The sequence below is a fragment of the Mesorhizobium sp. CA4 genome, assembly GCF_020165075.1.
Taxonomy (GTDB): Bacteria; Pseudomonadota; Alphaproteobacteria; order Rhizobiales; family Rhizobiaceae; genus Mesorhizobium.
The window spans coordinates 200,441-219,793 of sequence record NZ_JAIUHK010000003.1 but is presented as its reverse complement, the minus strand read 5'-3'; the positions used below and the strand labels follow the sequence as shown (position 1 = coordinate 219,793).

At 64.6% G+C, this 19,353-nt stretch carries 20 protein-coding genes; 9 read left to right on the top strand and 11 right to left on the bottom strand.

The annotated features are described in order from the left end of the window. Window positions 1-36 precede the first annotated feature (36 nt). The 4 genes from LB528_RS04085 to LB528_RS04070 form a co-directional block, all read right to left on the bottom strand. Entirely contained in the window at window positions 37-1,104 is a 1,068-nt protein-coding gene (locus tag LB528_RS04085) for a nickel/cobalt transporter (RefSeq protein WP_411962093.1), read from the bottom strand. Between the two features lie 160 nt (window positions 1,105-1,264). Next, a complete protein-coding gene (locus tag LB528_RS04080; RefSeq protein WP_224713923.1) occupies window positions 1,265-1,933 on the bottom strand; it encodes a DUF1007 family protein in 669 nt (222 codons plus the stop codon). 79 nt (window positions 1,934-2,012) lie between these two features. Next, complete coding sequence (locus tag LB528_RS04075) at window positions 2,013-2,912, bottom strand: LysR family transcriptional regulator (protein WP_224710858.1); 900 nt, start codon at window positions 2,910-2,912, stop codon at window positions 2,013-2,015. Window positions 2,913-2,914: 2 nt separating this feature from the next. Further along, window positions 2,915-4,111, bottom strand: coding sequence for an amidase (locus tag LB528_RS04070; protein WP_224713922.1), 1,197 nt, complete (start codon window positions 4,109-4,111; stop codon window positions 2,915-2,917). Window positions 4,112-4,650: 539 nt separating this feature from the next. On the opposite strand from LB528_RS04070, the gene odc2 reads away from it, so the two are divergent. Together odc2 and LB528_RS04060 are read left to right on the top strand one after the other, a co-directional pair. After that, the gene (gene odc2 / locus LB528_RS04065) at window positions 4,651-5,784 is read left to right on the top strand and encodes an ornithine/lysine decarboxylase (protein ID WP_140842090.1); all 1,134 of its coding nucleotides are present in this window, start codon (window positions 4,651-4,653) and stop codon (window positions 5,782-5,784) included. A 277-nt stretch (window positions 5,785-6,061) separates the two neighbouring features. Further along, window positions 6,062-6,652 (top strand): GNAT family N-acetyltransferase, encoded by a 591-nt coding sequence (locus tag LB528_RS04060; protein WP_263481553.1) that lies wholly within the window; start codon window positions 6,062-6,064, stop codon window positions 6,650-6,652. Window positions 6,653-6,772: 120 nt separating this feature from the next. Here the strand turns inward: LB528_RS04060 and LB528_RS04055 are convergent, their stop codons facing one another. From LB528_RS04055 to flhA, 7 genes are all read right to left on the bottom strand, one after another. Further along, entirely contained in the window at window positions 6,773-7,057 is a 285-nt protein-coding gene (locus LB528_RS04055; RefSeq protein WP_027165149.1) for an SCP2 sterol-binding domain-containing protein, read from the bottom strand. A gap of 192 nt (window positions 7,058-7,249) precedes the next feature. Further along, window positions 7,250-7,780: a hypothetical protein gene (locus tag LB528_RS04050; protein ID WP_095766351.1), complete on the bottom strand. Its 531-nt coding sequence runs from the start codon at window positions 7,778-7,780 to the stop codon at window positions 7,250-7,252. Window positions 7,781-7,811: 31 nt separating this feature from the next. Next, a complete protein-coding gene (locus LB528_RS04045; RefSeq protein ID WP_140688726.1) occupies window positions 7,812-8,231 on the bottom strand; it encodes a hypothetical protein in 420 nt (139 codons plus the stop codon). An 8-nt stretch (window positions 8,232-8,239) separates the two neighbouring features. After that, on the bottom strand, window positions 8,240-8,809 hold the full coding sequence (locus tag LB528_RS04040) for a rod-binding protein (protein WP_224713921.1): 570 nt from the start codon (window positions 8,807-8,809) through the stop codon (window positions 8,240-8,242). 70 nt (window positions 8,810-8,879) lie between these two features. Further along, complete coding sequence (locus LB528_RS04035; protein WP_224713920.1) at window positions 8,880-9,266, bottom strand: hypothetical protein; 387 nt, start codon at window positions 9,264-9,266, stop codon at window positions 8,880-8,882. Between the two features lie 2 nt (window positions 9,267-9,268). Next, a complete protein-coding gene (fliR, locus tag LB528_RS04030) occupies window positions 9,269-10,021 on the bottom strand; it encodes a flagellar biosynthetic protein FliR (protein ID WP_224713919.1) in 753 nt (250 codons plus the stop codon). Continuing rightward, the gene (gene flhA, locus LB528_RS04025; RefSeq protein ID WP_224713918.1) at window positions 10,018-12,105 is read right to left on the bottom strand and encodes a flagellar biosynthesis protein FlhA; all 2,088 of its coding nucleotides are present in this window, start codon (window positions 12,103-12,105) and stop codon (window positions 10,018-10,020) included. Before flhA ends, fliR begins: the two co-directional genes overlap by 4 nt. Before the next feature lie 122 nt (window positions 12,106-12,227). Between flhA and LB528_RS04020 the strand changes: the two genes are divergently transcribed. The 7 genes from LB528_RS04020 to LB528_RS03990 all read left to right on the top strand — a co-directional run bounded on the left by LB528_RS04020 (window position 12,228) and on the right by LB528_RS03990 (window position 19,327). After that, a complete protein-coding gene (locus LB528_RS04020) occupies window positions 12,228-12,527 on the top strand; it encodes a putative quinol monooxygenase (protein ID WP_224713917.1) in 300 nt (99 codons plus the stop codon). Window positions 12,528-12,850: 323 nt separating this feature from the next. Next, a complete protein-coding gene (locus LB528_RS04015; RefSeq protein ID WP_224713916.1) occupies window positions 12,851-14,632 on the top strand; it encodes a chloride channel protein in 1,782 nt (593 codons plus the stop codon). Window positions 14,633-14,751: 119 nt separating this feature from the next. Further along, a complete protein-coding gene (locus LB528_RS04010) occupies window positions 14,752-15,417 on the top strand; it encodes a helix-turn-helix domain-containing protein (RefSeq protein WP_224713915.1) in 666 nt (221 codons plus the stop codon). Between the two features lie 38 nt (window positions 15,418-15,455). After that, the gene (locus LB528_RS04005; RefSeq protein ID WP_224713914.1) at window positions 15,456-16,529 is read left to right on the top strand and encodes an extracellular solute-binding protein; all 1,074 of its coding nucleotides are present in this window, start codon (window positions 15,456-15,458) and stop codon (window positions 16,527-16,529) included. Between the two features lie 22 nt (window positions 16,530-16,551). Then, complete coding sequence (locus LB528_RS04000; RefSeq protein ID WP_224514497.1) at window positions 16,552-17,421, top strand: ABC transporter permease; 870 nt, start codon at window positions 16,552-16,554, stop codon at window positions 17,419-17,421. Then, entirely contained in the window at window positions 17,421-18,218 is a 798-nt protein-coding gene (locus LB528_RS03995; protein WP_224584077.1) for an ABC transporter permease, read from the top strand. The genes LB528_RS04000 and LB528_RS03995 overlap by 1 nt, the downstream gene beginning before the upstream one ends. Then, window positions 18,215-19,327, top strand: coding sequence for an ABC transporter ATP-binding protein (locus LB528_RS03990; protein WP_224713913.1), 1,113 nt, complete (start codon window positions 18,215-18,217; stop codon window positions 19,325-19,327). Before LB528_RS03995 ends, LB528_RS03990 begins: the two co-directional genes overlap by 4 nt. Window positions 19,328-19,353: the final 26 nt, after the last annotated feature.

Genomic DNA, 19,353 nt, shown 5'->3' with positions numbered 1-19,353 from the left:
TCAAACTGACACGCTACGCTGAGCGGTTCGGTCGGCTTAGACGCCGCCTGACAGGCTGGCCGACAACAGCAGCAGGCCGACCAGGAAGATGAAGGCCGCGCCGCCGATCTCAACAATCGAATGGATGCGGTTGCCGAGGCGTCCGTCGCCGGCGAAATAGACCGCCCAGTTCTTTGCCAGCACTGCGATCGTCGCCAGCGCCGAGACGGTGATCGCGGTGCCGATCGACATCGCCAGCACCGACAGCAGTCCGCCGACCCACAGGCCGTTGAGCAGCGCGAAGCTCAGCACGATCAGTGCGCCGGAGCAGGGGCGGATGCCGACGGCGGCCACCGCCGACCAGGCCGTGCGCCAGTCGAAACGGTCGCCCGACAGCATCGCCGGATCCGGCGCATGCGAATGACCGCAGGTCTCGCAGACTTCGCCTGGGCCATGGTCGTGGTGGTGGTGGTCGTGATCAATGTGATCGTGACCGTGCGAATGATCATGATCGTCATGCACGTGCAGTGCATGCGCATGAGCGTGCGAGTGGCCCGCATGCCCGCCATGCGAATGACCGGCATGAGCGGCCGACAGGCTGTAGGCAGGCGTCCTGCCGAACAGGCGCAGGATCGACGGCCCGAGCTTGCGCCACAAAAGCCAGGCGCCGAACAGCGTCACCAGCACGTAGCTCGAGATTTCGAGGAACCAGGCCGCATCGGTCATCGAGATCGCGGTGCCGCGCAGCACGAAATAGGCGAGCATCATGACGACCACCGCCGTCAGGCCCTGCAGCATCGCCGAGACGAAGGAGAGCATGATGCCGCGTCTCAACGCCACTTCGTTGGCGACCATATAGGAGGAAATCACCGCCTTGCCGTGGCCGGGACCGGCGGCGTGGAAGATGCCATAGGCGAAGGACAAGCCGATCAGCAGCCAAAGCTTGCTGCCGTCCTGGCGCATCGCCTTCATGGCGGCCGCCAGCGAATGGTAGAACTCCTGCTGACGCAGATTGATCCACATCAGGATGTGGGCGAACGGACCCGTTGCGGTCGGCGCCATGCCGTCATTGGTGCCGATGCCGAGCGAGCTTTGCGCATGCGCCGCGACAGGCAGATGGGTCACAATCAAGGCGGCGGCCAATAGCCCGAGGGCCAGTCGGATATTCGTGGGATGTCCCACGAATATCCGCTTGGATTCCCTTGTTTGTCGCAGGTTCCGATCGCAAAACCGTGAGACACTTTTGCGGAACCTGCTTGCGCGCAGCGACGGTTTCATCACCAAATCATCCTTCCGGCGGGCAGTTCAACTCGAGCTTGGTGGCGAAGATCTTGCTCATGTTGGTGCCTGTCGGATCGTTGAAGAACGCCTCCGTCAGGGTCTTCTGGTTTTCCTTGATCGCCTCGTCAGGATCGGGCCGGATGACCTTTTTGGTGCAGGTCGATGGCAGGCCTTCGACGGCAAGGTTGGCGTCGTCGGTGAAGTCGATCGCCGTATAGAAGGTCGGATCGTAGACGCCGATGTCGACTTTGCCGGCGAGCTTGATCGGGGTCTTCGGCTGCGACTCGAACAGGATGATCAGCTGGTCGTTGTCGAAGTTCGCCATCAGATGCGGCGGCGGCACCATCGGCACGTCCTTGCCGTCCTGGGTGACGAGCTGGAAGTAATTGAACTCGGCAAGCGAGGAATGGACGGTGTCGGCCACTTCCTTGAGCTCTTTGTCGTCAAGTTTCAGATCGGAGTTCTTGTCGAACTCCATCATCACCGTACTCGAAAACAGGTCGTCGAAGCGCCAAAGGTGGCGCAGCGCCGTCACACTTTGGTGATCCTGGCTGAGGATCACGTCGAGGCGAGCCTCGGCGAAAACATGCGGGTGCACCTCAGCCTGCTCGACCAAGGCGAACGTGGCCACTATGGCCGAAGCCAGCATGGTTGCTTGCCGTTTCAGATGCATTCCGGGCCGCGATTCCATCGACTTCGGGAGTGAGGGCCCGAGAGTTAACATAAAGGGGGCGAAATTGGGACGCGGGTTATCACGCTGCGTCGCGCGTCTTGAACCACTGCACCAGGAAATCGACGAGGACCCTTACCTTGGCCGGCAGATAGCGGCGGTGGGGGTAGACCGCGAAGATGCCGGTGCCCGCCAGGAGACGATCGTCGAGCGCGGTGACCAGCTTGCCGGATGCGACGTCGGGGGCGGCGACGAAATCCGGCAGCATGGCAAAGCCCAGGCCGGAGAGCGCGGCGGCTCTCGCCACGATCGGGCTGTTGACCTCGATCGGGCCTGAAACGGCGACGCTGATGGAGTCCTCGCCCTCGCCCTTGAAGCGCCAGTTGGACAGCGAGCGGCCGTTGGTGTCGACGATGCAGGGCATGTTGGCGAGATCCTGCGGACGTGTCGGCTTGCCATGCTTGGCCATCAGCTCCGGCGACGCGCAAAGCCTGACCGAGAACGGCGCCAGCCGCCTGGCGATCAGCGAGGAGTTCTCCAGCCGCGAGATGCGCACGGCAAGGTCGAAACCTTCCTCGACCAAGTCGACGAAGCGGTCGTCGAGATGGATGTCGAGCACGATGTCGGGGTGCTGCCTGGCGAAGTCGACCAGCGACTGGCCGATCGGCGCATCGGCGAAGGTGCGGGCGGCCGACAGCTTGATCCTGCCGCGGACGTCGCCGGAAGACTGGCGCACCGCCTCGGCGAGGCTGTCGACCTCGCGCACGATCTCGGAGGCGCGCTGATAATAGGTGTGGCCGGCTTCGGTCAGCGAGAACTGGCGCGTGGTGCGGTTGAGCAGCAGCGCGCCGAGCTCGTCCTCCAGCTCGCGCACATATTTCGACAACAGCGCCTTGGAGCGGCCGATCTTGCGAGCCGCGGCCGAAAAGCCTTCCGCCTCGACCACGTCGATGAAGGCGCGCATGCGCGTCAATGTATCCATGGTCAGACCTTTCGTGCCGCGTCGAGAATCCTGCGGCCGAGCCGTATCAGGGCAACGTCGCTGCCGGAAGGGCCGAGCAGCGAAAGGCCGAAGGGCGCGCCGTCCACGGAGCCGATCGGCAAGGTGATCTGCGGAAAGCCCGAGAGACCGGAAAGACACAAGAGATGCAGCGCCCTTTCGCGATAGGCCTGGAACTGTTCGGGCGTGCTTGAAGCGAGCGGCGCCGCGCCGGGAACGGTGGGCAGGACCAGAAAGCCGTTGTTGCCGAGCAGCGCCGCGAACTCGGCCCGGAACGCCAGGCGGCGCGCGGCTTCGGTGGCGGCAGTCTTGGCGTCGATGGTGCGGCCGAAGCCGAAACGCTCCTCGACGCCCGGGCTGAGCCGGCCGCCGGCCGAAATCCAGGGACCATGCTCGCGCCAGGCCTCGAAGGCCTGCAGGCGGCGGAAGCACCAGTAAAGCTCGTCGGGGAACGAGGCGAAGGCGTATTCGGTCTCCGCGGGCTGGCCGACGACGGCGGCCGCCGACGCCTTCATACGCGCATATTCGGCGGCTTCGGCCGGACCGGTGACGAAGGCGTCAAGCCAGCGGATCGACAGCGGCCGGTTGAGCGGGTGCTGGTGCGGGTCGCCGCCAAGCAGCAGCTTGCCGACCGTCTCATAGGTTTCGATGTCGTCGGCGAACCAGCCGAAAGTGTCGAAGCTCGATGCCAGCTTCATCGCGCCGTCGAGCGGGATGCGGCCATGGCTGGTGCGCAGTCCGATCAGGCCGCAGAAGCTCGCCGGCGCGCGGATCGAGCCGCCGGTGTCGGAGCCGATGGCGATGTTCGCCAGCCCGCCGGCAACCGCGGCCGCCGAGCCGGAGGAGGAGCCGCCGGTGACGCGCTCGGGCGCGGCGGGATTGATCGGATAGGGGAAATGCGCGTTCTGGCCGAACAGCGAGAAGGCCAGCTCGTCGGTCTGGGTCTTGCCGACGAATCGCGCGCCGGCGTCGAGGATCGTCTGCACCGCTTGCGCCGTGCGCGAGGCGGCGTGCGCCTCCTCGAATTTTTGCGGGTTGCCGCAGCCTGTGCGGTAGCCGGCAACGTCATAGATGTCCTTGACGGCCAGGCGAAGGCCTGCGAGCGGGCCCAATTCCGCATTCGCCACAGGCATTTGGCGCAGATCGAGGAAGGCGTTGAGCGGTGCTTGAGTTCCTGGCATCGTTCGATATCCGGATACAGTGCGGCAAGCATTGTTCGATGCCAGAAATTTTACAACCTGCGCTTACGATTTTTATTGATTGTGAAACCCTTCGCTCCTATATCGCCCTTGCCCAAAGTCGCACGTGCCTGTGGGTGTCCGCCGATCCTCGAATGGTGAGGGCAATCGGTAAGGTAACTGGAGCCAACCCCTCCAGTCGGTCAGTGGCCAACCACAAGACCGAGGACACCTTGAAGCAACGACGGTGCGGGCCTTTCTGGTTCTCTTCCGGTTGTCCAAAGACCGGGGTTACTAAAGAGGCACACCTTCATTGCCGGCAGTGCGGACGGGTCTCCCATCCAAGCCAAGGCAGACAAAGCGAACCGAGGCCGGGCAAGGCCAAGGTTCATCGCCGCGAGACGGCATTTCATGGTTCCGGGGTCTCCACCGGCTGGTCCCATGGATTTGACGTCCCGCCTTTGTCCACCGCGTGCTCGCGAGGCCGACAGCCCGCGTCCCGCAGCCTTATTGCGCGCCGAAAGGCGTTATGGAGAGACCCGATGGCCACCCAGCGCATCCTTGATTTCCTCGCCACCCGACGTCCGAACGGCCCTTGCCTCGTCGTCGACCTCGATGTCGTGCGCGACAATTTCCGCGCCTTCGAGAAGGCGTTGCCCGATTCCAAGATCTACTATGCGGTGAAAGCAAACCCGGCGCCGGAAATCCTGCGCCTGCTTGCTGCGATGGGCTCGTCCTTCGACACCGCATCGGTTGCCGAGGTCGAGATGGCGATGGATGCCGGCGCGCCGGCGGACCGTATTTCCTTCGGCAACACCATCAAGAAGGAGCGTGACATCGCACGCGCCTACCAGCTCGGCATTCGCCTCTACGCGGTGGACTGCGTCGAAGAGGTCGAGAAGATCGCGCGTGCCGCTCCCGGCTCGCGCGTGTTCTGCCGCGTGCTGACCGACGGCGAAGGCGCGGAATGGCCGCTGTCGCGCAAGTTCGGCTGCGTGCCGGCGATGGCCGTCGACGTGCTGCGCCATGCCAAGGGCCTCGGCCTCGATGCCTATGGCGTGTCGTTCCATGTCGGCTCGCAGCAGACCGACCTGTCGGCCTGGGATCGCGCGCTGGGCGACGCCAGGAAGGTGTTCGCGACGCTCGCCGAGGAAGGCATCGTCTTGAAGATGGTCAACATGGGCGGCGGCTTCCCGACCCGTTACCTGAAGGACGTGCCGGCGGCCCAGGCCTACGGCCAGGCGATCTTCTCGGCCCTGCGCAAGCATTTCGGCAACGCGCTGCCCGAGACGATCATCGAGCCGGGACGCGGCATGGTCGGCAATGCCGGCGTCATCAAGTCGGAAGTCGTGCTGATCTCGAAGAAGGCCGACAACGACAATGTGCGCTGGGTGTTCCTCGACATCGGCAAGTTCGGCGGTCTCGCCGAGACCATGGACGAGGCGATCCGCTATCCGCTGGTCACCCGCCATGACGGCTCGGAGACCGCGCCCTGCGTGCTCGCTGGCCCGACCTGCGATTCGGCCGACGTGATGTATGAGAAGACGCCTTATCCGCTGCCCTTGTCGCTGACCATCGGCGACGAGGTGCTGATCGAAGGCACCGGGGCCTACACGACCACCTACTCGGCGGTCGCCTTCAACGGCTTCGAACCTCTCCGATCCTACGTGATCTGAGCATTTCGCAAGAAACCGCTCAGATTAAACCGGCGCGGGCGCATGTCGCCCGCCCGGGCTCGCTTGTGGGACAGATCTCCGCTCGTGAAGGATCGCGGACATGGAATACATGACCAAATCGGCCTTCGCGGCCACTGAAATTGCCCCCTCGTCCGGACCGTTGGCTGAGCTTTTCTCCGCGGGGGAGAACGGCTCGACGGCAGCGCTTCTCGGCGCATTTTCTTACGGCGAACCGGTTTCCACTTCGCCTGAAAATGGGTTTGCGCCCTCCCTGGCCCTGCGGGCACAGGCTGGCTCGCGCGGCGCGCCGGACGAGGGGGCCGCCCAGGCGCCGGCCTTCGTCATTCTTGGCGAAGGCGCGGGCGACGTCGCGGCGCGCGAAGCGCTGCTCGACCGCGCCATGGGGCCGAAGCGCAAGAAGAAGTCATCCGAGAAGCTGCGGCGCGGCCGCCGGCCCTCGGAAGGCCTGGCCTTTGTCGCCCGCGATGCGTCGGGCGCGGTCGTCGGCACGGTGCGGCTGTGGGATGTGAGACTGGGCGAAGGCGGTCCGGCAGCGCTGCTGCTCGGCCCGCTCGCGGTCGAGCCGGGATTGAAGAGCGGCGGCATCGGCTCGGCGCTAATGCGGCATGCACTCGCCGAAGCGGCGCGGCTCGGCCATGGCGCGATCCTGCTCGTCGGCGATGCGCCCTATTACGGGCGGTTCGGCTTCTCAGCCGACCGCACGGGGGCGCTTGCCATGCCCGGCCCCTATGAGCGGCACCGGCTTCTGGCGCTGGAACTGCAGGAAGGCGCGTTGGACGGCGCCAAAGGCACGATCAAGGCCGCCGGCCGCAAGATCAAGGGACAGGCGCTGGGTTTCGTCGCCTGAAGCCTTTGTTTTCACGCAATTCCGGACGGAAAACCGCTACGCACTTTTCCTGGAATTGCGTTAGGTTCAACAAAAACAGCAACGCCGCCCATCGGGCGGTGTTGCTGTTTGTGCGAAGGATCAGCCGAGCAGCTGGCTGAGCGCCATGGCGACGGTCATGTCGCCCTCGACCTTCAGCTTGCCGGACATGAAGGCCATGGTCGGATTAAGGTCGCCGGCAATCAGCGAATCCAGATCGTCGAGCGACAGCTTGACGGTGCAGTCGGTCGGCGCGTCGGTGGTCGAGACGGTCGCGCCGTCGATGACGATGACGCCGTCGCTGCCGGTGTCGAACTTGACCGAATGCTCGAAGCCGGCGCTTGCCACGCGCGACTTGATCTTGTCGGCAATCTCCTGAACGCCCATGGCGGTTCTCCTCGTTGGTTGCGTTGACGCGCACCGGCGCTTGGCCGCTGGGCGAGGTAGACGCGCCGCGCTCCAGCGCGACCACAGGGCGCATATAGCTTCGAGTTGACGTTTACGTCAACGCGGTCACCATGCGTCATATCGCTTAAGGCAACTGGGCCATGTCTATCGCCGCCGGACGCGGCCAGGCAGTCAATGCTCCGGCGCCGCCTGGAAAGGCTTGGTCATCGCCGCCGCGGTGTCGCCGGCATTCTTGCGGCGCCGCAGCGCGTTGTCGCGGATATCGTCCTTGGACAGGAAGTTGACCTGGTCGATCAGCACCTCGTGCACCAGCTCGACGCCGACGCGGGTGTTGATGGTGTCGCGGATCGACTTGCGGAAAGCGTCGAGATCGATCGATTCCTTCTTGGTGAAATCGATCTGCGGATTGGAATAGAGATAGGAATAGACCTGGTCGGTCATCAGCGCCTGCGCCGGGATCGACAGCTTCTTTATCTGGTCCGGCTCCACCGTGTAGACGAGCTTGGTGAGGAAATAGCCCTCGATCGTACCGTCGCGCAGCAGCGGCACCGAGATCATGTCGGTCTTGACATAGTCGAGGCCGCCCAGCATCGGCTTCGGCGGCTCGGCCGCGCCGCGCTGGCCCGCCGCCTGGAAGGAATAGAAGACCGCGCCGAGCGTCACGGCGCAGATCCACAGCGCGGCGGCGATGAATTTTATCACCGGGTCTGTCCTTGCGCCTCGATCATCTCAATCAGGCTCGCGCCATTCCGAACTCACCGGCCGAATAGGTGCCGTCGGTATCGGCGCGCTGGATGGCGTTCCTCAAAAGCGTGGCGACTTCGTTGACCGCGTTGAGATGGGCAAGGATCGCCGCCTCGTTCCTGGCCAGCTTCTGGCGCAGCCGCAGCAGGCCTTCGCGATGCTGCTCGAGGAATTCGATCTCGTTGGCGCCCTTCATGGCGCGGTTCAGCTCGTAGAGATACCGGCTCTTGCGCGCGTTCGAGGCCTTGAGGTCATAGGCCGTTCCGCTGCGGATGCCGGCGGTTTCCTCGTCCACGACTTCCTCGATGCGGCCGATGATGGCGGCGAGGTTGCCGGGTCGCGCGGCGGCGGGCGCCTCCATTGCGCTGGTGCGTGCGGGAAGGTTGGAAAGGTCCGTTTGGTCGGCCATGTAGGTCCCTAGATCTTGATATCTGTTTTTATGGTCGTCTCGTCGCCGGTCATCGACCGTGCTGCTTTGCGCTCAAGCTCCTCGATCATCGAGGTCGAAAGCCGGGTCTGCCGGTCGATCTCGGTTTTCTGCGCTCCGCCGGCAACGGGGCCGACCGGCACCTTGTGGTTGCCGTCAAGATAATGGTCGGCAAGCATGGATCTGGCGATGCCGATGCCGCCATGCGCGGCCATGACATCGGCCACCTTTTCGGCGAGCTGCGACTTCCACATGTCGCCGGCCAAGCCCTTGCCGTAAACGCCCTCGGTGTCCTTGGGCATCATGTTCTGGATGAAGGTCGTCAGCACCATCGCCTCGAAGCGCTGGAACTTCTTCGCCGGATTGGCGGCTTCCGCCTTGTCCGCCGTTGCACGCGAGAGAATGGAGCCGGCATCAACCGTCGCGGGGGGATCGAGCGCGAACGGTGCCGAGGCGCCATTCGCCCTTCTCGCGAGCGCTGCCCGCGCGGCCTCGACATCGGCCGGCTCCGCTGCGCGGGCGACGTCCATGACGATGTCGCTGGGTGGGGAAATGGCCAAGAAAGTCCGCCCTTTGCCGGTTTTGTTAGTTGCACAATGACTGAAGAAGCTTGTGGCAGGCTTGCGATGATCAGCCGTCGGAGGCCCGCTTCTGCATGATCAGATCGAGGCGCTCGCGGTCGGAGCGTTCGCGCTCGTCGCGGCGGCGCTCGTCCTTGTAGGCGCGCTCGACCATATTGGTGCGCGCCGTCGCTGTGGCGATCAGCGATACTTCCCGGCGGGCATTCTCGAGGTTCCGTTCCTGACGGCCGAGCGCGTCGGTGATGCGGCGGTGGTAGATTTCCGGAAAGAGGGAACCCAGCGAGCTGTCGGTGTCGAAGCGCTCGATCAGCTCCCTGGCCTCCGCTTCGGCCTTGACGGCGGCGGCGAGGAAGCCGGCATGGCGGGTCTCATGCAGCGCCTTCAACTGCTCCTGCACCTTGACCAGTTTCTTCAGGCGGTCTTTGCGCGTGGTCATGGCTACCTCGCCAGCGTGAGGTCGACGAAGCCGTCGACGAACAGCGACAGCAAGGTGCCGACGGCGAAATAGAAGATGATCATGCCGCCGGCGATGACGAAGGGCAGCGAGATGAAATAGACCGGAATCTGCGGCGTCAGCTTGTTGACGAAACCGATTGTCAGATTGACCAGGATGGCATAGGCGACGAACGGGCTGCCGAGCCGAATGACCAGGAAGAAGGCGTCCGACACCGTGTCGGTGACGTCGACCAGTGCGGCCTGCGGGTTGAAGAACACGTTGACCGGAGCGACCTGGTAGGAGGCGACGAGCGCCTTGACGATCTCGTGGTCGAAGTCGAAGACGAAGAGCAGAAGCAGCGCCGAGAACGAGATGATGGCGGCGAGCGCTGCCTGCGGCTCGGGCTCCTCGATCGCCGGCCCGCCCGAGCCGCCATAGCCGATCATCATGGCGATGGCCGAGCCCATGAAGCGCAGCGCCTCCATATAGAGCCTGGTCATGGCGCCGATCAGCCCGCCGACCAGCAGCTCGGAGACGATCATCGGCGCCAGGACTTGCGGGCGCGGATCGACGAACGGATAAATGCGGTCCCACAGAAAAGCGAGCAGGCCACCGGTCGCCGCCACCGAGACGAAGAGCCGGATCTGGATCGGCACGCGGGCGCTGGACAGGCCCGGCATCAGCATGAAGCAGGCGCCGATGCGGCAGAAGGCGAGGAAGGCGGCGATGACGACGCCCTGCGAGAGCGCGTTCACGAGATGGTTCCGAGCACCTTGATCTCGACGCCCTTGGCGATCTCGACATGGCTGAGAACGGGAAGCGTCGTGAACAGCCGCTCGATGATCATGCGCACATAGGGACGCGCGTCGGGCGCGGTGACGAGCACAAAACGCTCGCCGGCCTCGAGATGCTTGCGGATCGCCTTGGTGGCGTCCTGGCCGAATTCCTCGAGCTGGCGCGGATCGATGTCGAACTCGCGCACCTCGCCCTTGGCATCGCGCTTGAGGCTCTGGTGGAAGGCGAGGTCCCAGCGGTTGCCCAGGCGCAGCACCTTGAGCGTGCCGCCTTCGGAGAGATCGCCGCAAATCTGCTGCGCCATGCGGATGCGCACATGCTCGACGATCTGCTCGGTGCGGCGCACATGCGGCGCGATCTCGGCGATGGCCTCGATGATCAGATGCAGGTTGCGGATCGACACGCGCTCGGCGAGCAGCAGCTTCAGCACGGCCTGCAGGCCGGGATAGGAAATGTGCGAGGTGCAGATCTCGTCGGCGAGCTTGCGGTATTCCGGATCGAGCCGTTCCAAAAGCGCTTTCATGTCCTTGTAGGAGAGAAGCTGCGGCAGGTTGTTGCGGATCACCTCTGAAAGATGCGTGAGCAGCACCGACATATTGTCGGCGAAGGTGAAGTTCTCGCGCTTCAGGTCCTCGGCGAAGGTTTCGAGCACCGAATAGGCGCGCATGCCGAAGGCCGGCTCGCGGATCTCCTCGCCGGGGATTTCCGGCACGCCGCGCGTGCCGAGCAGCGCCATGATCTCGCCGACGCGCATCTGGTATTCGGCGATCACCGTGCCGTGCACCTTGATCTGGTAGCTCTTGGGCGGAATGGCGAAGTCGTCGGCGACGCGCACCTCCGGCACCACGAAGCCGTATTGCTGGGCGAATTTCTTGCGCATTTTCGACATGCGGAACACCAGTTCCTGATGCGCCACCATCAGCCTAGTCGAAAGCTGCTTGCCGATCAGAAGCTCGATCTCGGCGGTGACCAGCGAGGCTTTGACCGAGTTCTTCTCCTCCTCGACCTTGTTCGCCTTCTCCTGCGTCTTCAGGGTTTCCGCGGCGGCGCGTTCGCGACTTTGGCGCAGCGGGATGATGTAGCCGAGGCCGGCCATGCCGCCGGCGAGCGCGAAGAAGGGGAACAGCGGCAGGCCGGGCATCAGGCCGAGGATGACGAGCAGCGAGGCCGCGACATAGAGAGCGCGCGGATGCGCGCCGAGCTGGCCGAACACCGCCTGGTTGGTCGAACCGCGCGTGCCGCCCTTGGAGACCAGCATGCCGGCGGCGAGCGAAACGATGAGGGCGGGGATCTGGGTGACGAGGCCGTCGCCGACCGACAGCTTGATGAAGACGTCGGCCGCCTGGCCGAGGCCCATGCCGTGTCGCAGATAGCCAATGGCGATGCCGCCGACGATGTTGATGGCGGTGATGATCAGACCGGCGATGGCGTCGCCGCGGACGAATTTCGAGGCGCCGTCCATCGAGCCGAAGAAGGAAGATTCTTCTTCCAGCTCGCGGCGGCGCAACTGCGCCGTCTTGTCGTCGATCATGCCGGCGGAAAGGTCGGCGTCGATCGACATCTGCTTGCCGGGAATAGCGTCGAGGGTGAAGCGCGCGCCGACTTCTGCGATACGGGTCGCGCCCTTGGTGATGACGATGAAATTCACCACGATCAGGATCATGAAGACGATGAGACCGATGACGAAGTCGCTCGACATCACCAGCTTGGAGAAGCCGGAGATGACGTAACCCGCCGCATGCGTGCCCTCATTGCCGTGCGACAGGATCATGCGCGTCGTGGCGATGTTGAGCGATAGCCTGAGCATCGTGGCGATGAGCAGCACGGTCGGGAAGGACGAGAAGTCGAGCGGCCGCTGGATCCACAGCGCCACCATCAGGATCAGCACCGAAAGCGCGATCGAGAAGGCAAGGCCGATATCGATGAGGAAGGCGGGGATCGGCAGGAACAGCACCGCCAGGATGATGACGATGCCGAGCGCGAAGAAAACGTCGCGCCCGTTCTTGGCTACCGCGCCAGGCACAAGTGTTTCGCTGATTGCCATATCGTCCCCAAATCCAGAACCGCCACATGGAGGGCAGGCCCTCGACCGTAGCCCTCCAAGCTTGCGCGAAAGTGGGAGAGTGGCTACGGGACCTGGCCACGGTCTTTGCGAAAGGAAGGCAGATGCTCCTGATCATCGGCACGATCCGGTTGCCGCCCGGCAAGCTGGAACAGGCAAAGCCTGTGATGCAACGCATGATCCTGGCGAGCCGCGCCGAGCAGGGCTGCCTCGGCTATTCATACGCGCACGATGTGCTGGATGCCGGCCTCATCCATGTCTCCGAAGCCTGGGGCGACCGCGCCGCGCTCGAAGCGCATTTCAAGTCGGCGCATATCGCGGAATGGCGCGCGAGCTGGGCGGAACTCGGCATCGGCGACCGCAAGCTCACGCTTTTCGAGACAGACGGCGGCGCGCCGACCTGATCGTCTGAGCTATTTACGGCTGTGCCGCGTCCGCGGTCGCGACGGCGACCAGCCAGCGCCGTACCGCGTTCCTCCTCGGCGGAGAGGCCGGCGGGCGGAGCTGCTGGCCATCTTCGTCGTACAAGACGATTCCGGCCCTCTCACCGTACCGATACCCGACTAACTCCATCTCCTTGGTCACGCGGCAAGTCTTGCTTAAGGCTAATGCGGCGCAACGCCAAAATGGCGCCATAAGCGGTCGGCATTGCGATTGCCACACAAAGCCGCCGCGCGTATCAGGCTCGGCAGCTGTTTTTCTTTCGCATTACCGGCGAGCCGTCCCGTTGCCTGCCAGAAACGACCCACAAGTCTACGCCCGCCGGCTTCGCGCGGTGCTGATCAGCTCGATTCCTGTGCTCGAGGCACGCGGCATCGTGATCGTGCTGATGGCCGGCGTGGTCGGCGTCATCGCGGGCGCGGTGGTCACCGGCATGAGCGCGCTGGTGCAAGGCATGCATTGGCTGCTGTTCGATGTGCAGCCGGGCGGCCGGCTTTCGGCGATGTTCTCGCTTGCCGACCCGGTACAGGCGATGTTCCCGGCGATCGGCGGCCTGCTTCTCGGGCTTTCCGTCATCTGCCTCAGAAAGCGCAAGTTCCGCACGCCGGTCGACCCGATCGAGGCCAACGCGCTCTATGGCGGGCGCATGTCGCTCACCGACACGTTCATCATCGTGGCGCAGACGATGATCTCCAGCGGCTTCGGCGCCTCGGTCGGATTGGAAGCCGGCTACACGCAGATCGGCTCCGGCATTGCTTCCCGACTTGCCCGCGCCTTCCACCTGCGCCGCAATGACGTGCGCATTCTGGTCGGCTGCGGTGCTTCCGGTGCGATCGCCGCCGCCTTCGACGCGCCGCTGACGGGCGCCTTCTACGGTTTCGAGCTGGTGATCGGCATCTACTCCGTCGCCAATGTGGCGCCGGTGATGACGGCGGCAATCTCGGCCTCGCTGACGGCGGAAGTGTTCGGCGGAGTGCCGTTCCCCCTGGAACTGTCGGGTCTGCCGAATTTGACCGCCGGCGAGTATGTGCCGTTCCTGCTTCTGGGACTGCTTGGCGGGGCAGCCTCGATCGCCATCATGCATCTGGTGAGCATTGTCGAGCGCGTCTTCGTGCGGTTGTCGATCGACGCGTCGGTCAGGCCCTTCATCGGCGGCATCTTCGTCGGCCTGCTCGGGCTGGTCACGCCGCAGGTGCTCTCCAGCGGCCATGGCGCGCTGCATCGCGAGTTCGCCATGAACTACGCGCTGCCGGTGGTGGCGAGCGTCTTCGTGGTGAAGCTGGCGGCCTCGGCCATTTCGCTCGGCTCCGGCTTCCGCGGCGGCCTGTTCTTCGCCTCGCTGTTCCTGGGCGCTTTGCTCGGTAAGGTCTTTGCCGGCGTCATGGCGCTGACCGCGCCATCGGCCGGCGTCGACCCGGCGGTCGCCGCCGTCGTTGGCATGACCTCGCTTGCGGTCGGCGTCGTTGGCGGTCCACTGACCATGACGTTCCTGGCCCTGGAATCGACCCGCGACCTGACGCTCACCGGCGTGGTGCTGGCGGCCTCGATCATGTCGGCGATCCTGGTGCGCGAGACCTTCGGCTACTCCTTCTCGACCTGGCGTTTCCACCTGCGCGGCGAGACGATCCGCAGCGCGCATGACGTCGGTTGGATGCGCAGCCTCACCGTCGGCTCGATGATGCGCAAGGATGTCCGCACCATTCCTGCCTCGACCACGCTTGCCGAATTCCGCAAGGAGGTCCCGCTCGGCTCGGGACAGCGCGTCATCGCCGTCGAGCAGGCCGACCAATATGTCGGCATGCTGCTGGTGCCGGAACTGCACAGCGATCGCTCCGATGGCGATATGCCGGTGAGCGCGCTGGCCCACTTCAAGGACGCGGTGCTGGTGCCTTCGATGAACGTCCAGACCGCGGCCGAGACCTTCCAGCGCACCGGGGCCGAAGAACTGGCGGTGGTCGAGGACTTCGACGAGCGCATCGTGCTTGGCCTGCTCACCGAAAGCCATCTGATGCGCCGCTATGCCGAAGAGCTCGACAAGGCGCGCCGCGATCTGTCGGGCGAGGGCTAGCCCTCTCTTTCAACTGAAGCCCTGGCTCGGCGGCCGCGAGAATGCGGCCCGACCGCGCAACCCTGCCTCTTGCCATCTGTACAGTGGTACTGTACAAGATGTTCAGTGGAGGAACATGAATGCCCAAGGCATCTGGCAACGGTCAGGCGCAGGCGGCAAACGCCGGTGCGGCCGCAACGCTTGCCCATCAGGCTCTGGGGATGCGCCTCAAGAGCCTTCGCCTTGCTCGCCGCCTTTCCTTGCGCGACCTCGCGGAGGCGACCGGAACCAGCGCCAGCTTCATCAGCCAGCTCGAGCGCGGCCTGACCGGCGCCAGCACGGCATCGCTCAATCAGATCGCCTCCGCGCTCGGGGTCAGCGTCGCGCTGCTGTTTGCGGAAAGCGCGGCTCAGAATCACCATGGCGTGCTCAGGCGCAGCGAGCGCCCAAGCCTGCCGCCCAGCGACGGCTGCCGCAAGATGCTGTTGTCGCGGCCGCCGCTCAGCGACATGGAAGTCTATGTCGGCGAGTTCGAGATCGGCGGCTCGACCGGCCCCGACCAATACACGCATGGCGACGCGCATGAGATGCTGATCGTGCTGCGCGGCATTGTCGAGGTCTCGCTCGGCGAGGCGCGCCATGTCCTCGAAGAGGGCGACAGCGTCGAATACACCACGTCCACCCCGCATCGCACGGAGAACATCGGCAGCGGCCGGGCCGAAGTGATGTGGATCATCGCGCCGCCGACCTCGGCGCGCGCCGAGCTCGACCAATACACGACCTGGAAACCGCCCGCCGCCAGGTAACCGATCAAAACGCGGGCATGAATGGGAGAGTTATCGTTATGTTGAAATCGAGATATGGCATCGGCGCCGTCCTGGCGCTTGGCGTTCTGACCGGCGCGGCCTTCGCGCAGGACAAGCCCGTGGCGGGCGAGGTGAAGGAAGGCTCGCTCAAAGGCAAAACCCTGACCTTCGTCTCCTATGGCGGCATCTACCAGGACGGTCAGACGGCGGCACTAAAGGAGTTCGTCGACAAGTCCGGCGTCAAGCTGCTCAATGACGGCCCGACCGAGATCGCCAAGCTGCAGGCGCAGGTCGAATCCGGCAACGTCACCTGGGACGTAGTCGATACCGACGACCTGCCGCCTTACGTCTATTGCGGCAAGCTGTTCCAGAAGCTCGATCTGACGAAGCTCGACGTCTCGAAAATCCCGGAAGGCCAGGTTGGCGAATGCTCGGTGCCGGCGATGAATTACGGCGTCGTGCTGATGTACAACAAGGAGAAGTACAAGGACAATCCGCCCAAGAGCTGGGCCGACTTCTTCGACACCGAAAAGTTCCCGGGCGTGCGCGGGATCGACGGCTCCGGCAGCCCGACCGGCGGCTTGCTCGAACAGGCCTTCAAATATGCAGGCGGCGATCCGAAGGCGATGACGGTGGCCGATATCGACAAGGCCATCGATGTGGTCCGCAAGCTTGGGCCCGACACTATCTTCTGGAAGACGGGCGCTGAATCGCAGCAGCTCGCCGAATCCGGCGAGGCCGACATGCTGATGATGTGGACCGGCCGCGCCATGACCGCGGTCAAGAACGGCGCCAAATACGCACCCGCATGGCAGGATTGGCTGGTGGTGATGGACCAGATGACGATCCCGGTCGGCGTCAAGGACACGGATGCCGCTTACGCGCTGCTCAATGCCTATCTCGGCAAGAACGCGCAGGAGATCCTGACCGAGAAGACCTCCTACACGCCGATCAACAGCGAGGCGCAGCCCAAGGTCGACGCTTCCGTCGCCGCCTTCCTGACCAACACGCCGGAGCGCCAGAAGCAGGGCTACAAGCAGAACTTCAAGTTCTGGGTGCCGAACTTCGCCGTGGCGCAGGAGAAGTGGTCCGCGCTGATGGCCGGCAACTGACCGGCTGAGAGAGGCGAAGTCCGTGAGCGCGCTCGAACCGACGACGCCCTCCGCCCCGCAACGGGCGGGCTGGGCATGGCGGCCCTACGCGCTCACGCTGCCGGCGCTCCTCCTGCTGGTGGCCGTGATCGGCTACCCGCTGCTGACCATCGTGCTGCGCAGCCTGTCGGAGCCGCAATGGGGCCTGCAGAACTACGCCTGGTTCTTCGGCGCGCCCGTCAACCTGACGGTGCTTCAGCGCACCTTCACCATCTCGGCCTGGGTGACTGTGGTCTGCGTGCTCTGCGCTTATCCTTATGCCTATCTGATGACCGCCGTCGGGCCACGCGTGCGACTCGTCCTGGTGCTTTGCGTCTTGATCCCGTTCTGGGTGAGCGGCGTGGTGCGCACGCTCTCCTGGGTGATCCTGCTGCAGGATTCCGGCGTCATCAATTCGCTGCTGAGATCAGCCGGCTTCGACGGGGTCCGGCTGATCCGCACCCAGACCGGCGTGGTGATCGGCATGGCGCAGGTGCTGCTGCCCTTCATGATCCTGCCGCTCTATTCGGTGATGAAGGGCATCGACCTCAGGCTGGTGCAAGCGGCGCGAAGCCTGGGCGCGCGGCCGTCGCGCGCCTTCTTCACGGTCTATCTGCCGCTGTCGCTGCCGGGCGTCTATGCCGGCGCGATCATCGTCTTCATCCTGGCGCTGGGCTTCTACATCACGCCGGCGCTGCTCGGCGGACCCCGGTCGACCATGCTGTCGACGCTGGTGCAGACGCAGGTGCTCAGCCTGCTGCAATGGGGGCGCGGCGGCGCCATGGGCGTGGTGCTCCTCATCGCGACTTTCGTGCTGCTCGCATTGGCGGCGCCGGTGATGCGGTCCAGGTATCGCGAAGCGGGGCGACGCTGATGGAGATGAAGCCGCTTACCCGCCTCATCCTCGGTCTCGTCTGCCTGCTCGTGGCGATCTGGCTTGTGGCGCCGACGCTGGTCGTCGTGCCGATGTCGTTCAACGAGAACAAGTCGCTTGCCTTTCCGCCGCAGGGCTTTTCCTGGCAGTGGTACCAGAACTTCGCCACCAATCCGGAATGGTCGACCAGCTTTCTCAACTCGCTCAAGGTCGCTTCGCTGGTGGCGGTGCTGGCGACGGTGCTCGGCACACTGGCCGCCTTCGGCCTCGACCGCATGAAGGCGCGTCCGGCCAATCTCTTGCGCATGCTGATGCTGACGCCGATGGTGGTGCCGGGCGTCGTTCTGGCCATCGGCATCTATGCCGTCTATCTCGATGCGCAGCTCGTCGGCACGCTGACGGGCTTTGTGCTGGCGCATACCATCCTTGCGCTGCCCTTCGTGCTGATCGCGGTCTCGGCCAATCTTGAAGTGTTCGACCGGCGGCTGGAAACGGCGGCGGCAAGCCTCGGCGCCGGCGCGCTGACCACGTTCCGCACGGTGACGCTGCCGCTGATCCTGCCCGGCATCCTGTCGGGCCTGCTGTTCGCCTTCGCCACCTCCTTCGACGAGATCGTGGTGTCGCTGTTCATCACCAACCCTTACCTCAAGACGCTGCCGGTGCAGATATTTTCCTCGATCACGCGCGACGCCGATCCGACGGTCGCGGCCGTCGGCACCATCCTTTTGTTCGCCACCACGATCCTGATCGGCGGCGGCATGCTTCTTCTTGGCCGCGAGCGGAAGGGACGCCTATGAACCCGAGAGCGGAAAATCGCGGCGCCGCGATCGACCTCGATACGGTCAGCAAGGCCTATGGCTCCTTCAAGGCGCTGGACGGCGTCTCGCTCAGGATCGAGCCTGGCGAGTTCATGACGCTGCTCGGACCGAGCGGCTCGGGAAAGACGACGACGCTGAACGTGATTGCCGGCTTCACCGATGTGACCAGCGGCAGCCTGCTGGTCGGGGGAAAGAGTGTTGTCGGCGTGCCGGCGCACAAGCGCAATATTGGCGTCGTCTTCCAGCACTATGCGCTGTTCCCGCATATGACCGTCGGGCGCAACGTCGCCTATCCGCTGACATTGCGCGGCATCGCCCAGGACGAGTGCAAGAAACGCGTCGCGAAAGCGCTCGACATGGTCAAGATGGGCGACTTCGCGCATCGCTATCCGAGCGAATTGTCGGGCGGCCAGCAGCAGCGCGTGGCGCTGGCCCGCGCCATCGTCTTCGATCCGCCGCTGCTTCTGATGGACGAGCCGCTAGGCGCACTCGACAAGAAGCTGCGCGAATGGCTGCAGCTCGAGATCAAGCGCATCCATCGCGAGCTCGGCACCACCTTCGTCTATGTCACGCACGACCAGGAGGAGGCGCTGGTGCTGTCGGACCGGATCGCCGTCTTCAATCGCGGGCGCATCGAGCAGGTCGGCACGGGCCGCCAGCTCTATGACGAACCGGCGACTTTGTTCGTCGGCCGATTCATCGGCGATTCCACCGTGCTGCGCGGCGCGGCGAAAAGCGATGGCACCGGCACGGCTCTGACGGTCGCCGGAGAAACAGTTATCGTGCCGCGTCGCCTCGCGGGCGAAGCCCATCCGGTGATGCTGCTGCGGCCGGAAAAACTTGCCATCCGCCGGCCGGGCCAGGATGCCGCCGGCACGAACCGGCTGTCGGGAACGATCACCGAGGCGATCTATCTCGGTTCGGGGTCGAAATATGAAGTGAAGCTCGGCGACGGCTCGACTGCGATCGTGCGTTCGCCGCTCGCCGGCGAGAGTTTCGGCCTCGGCGAGAAGGTCGAGCTGTGCTTCGACGGCGCCGATGCGAAACTCCTGCCCGACGACAGCACGGCCGACACCACGCTCACCTGATCACCTCTTTGTTTTAACGCAATTCC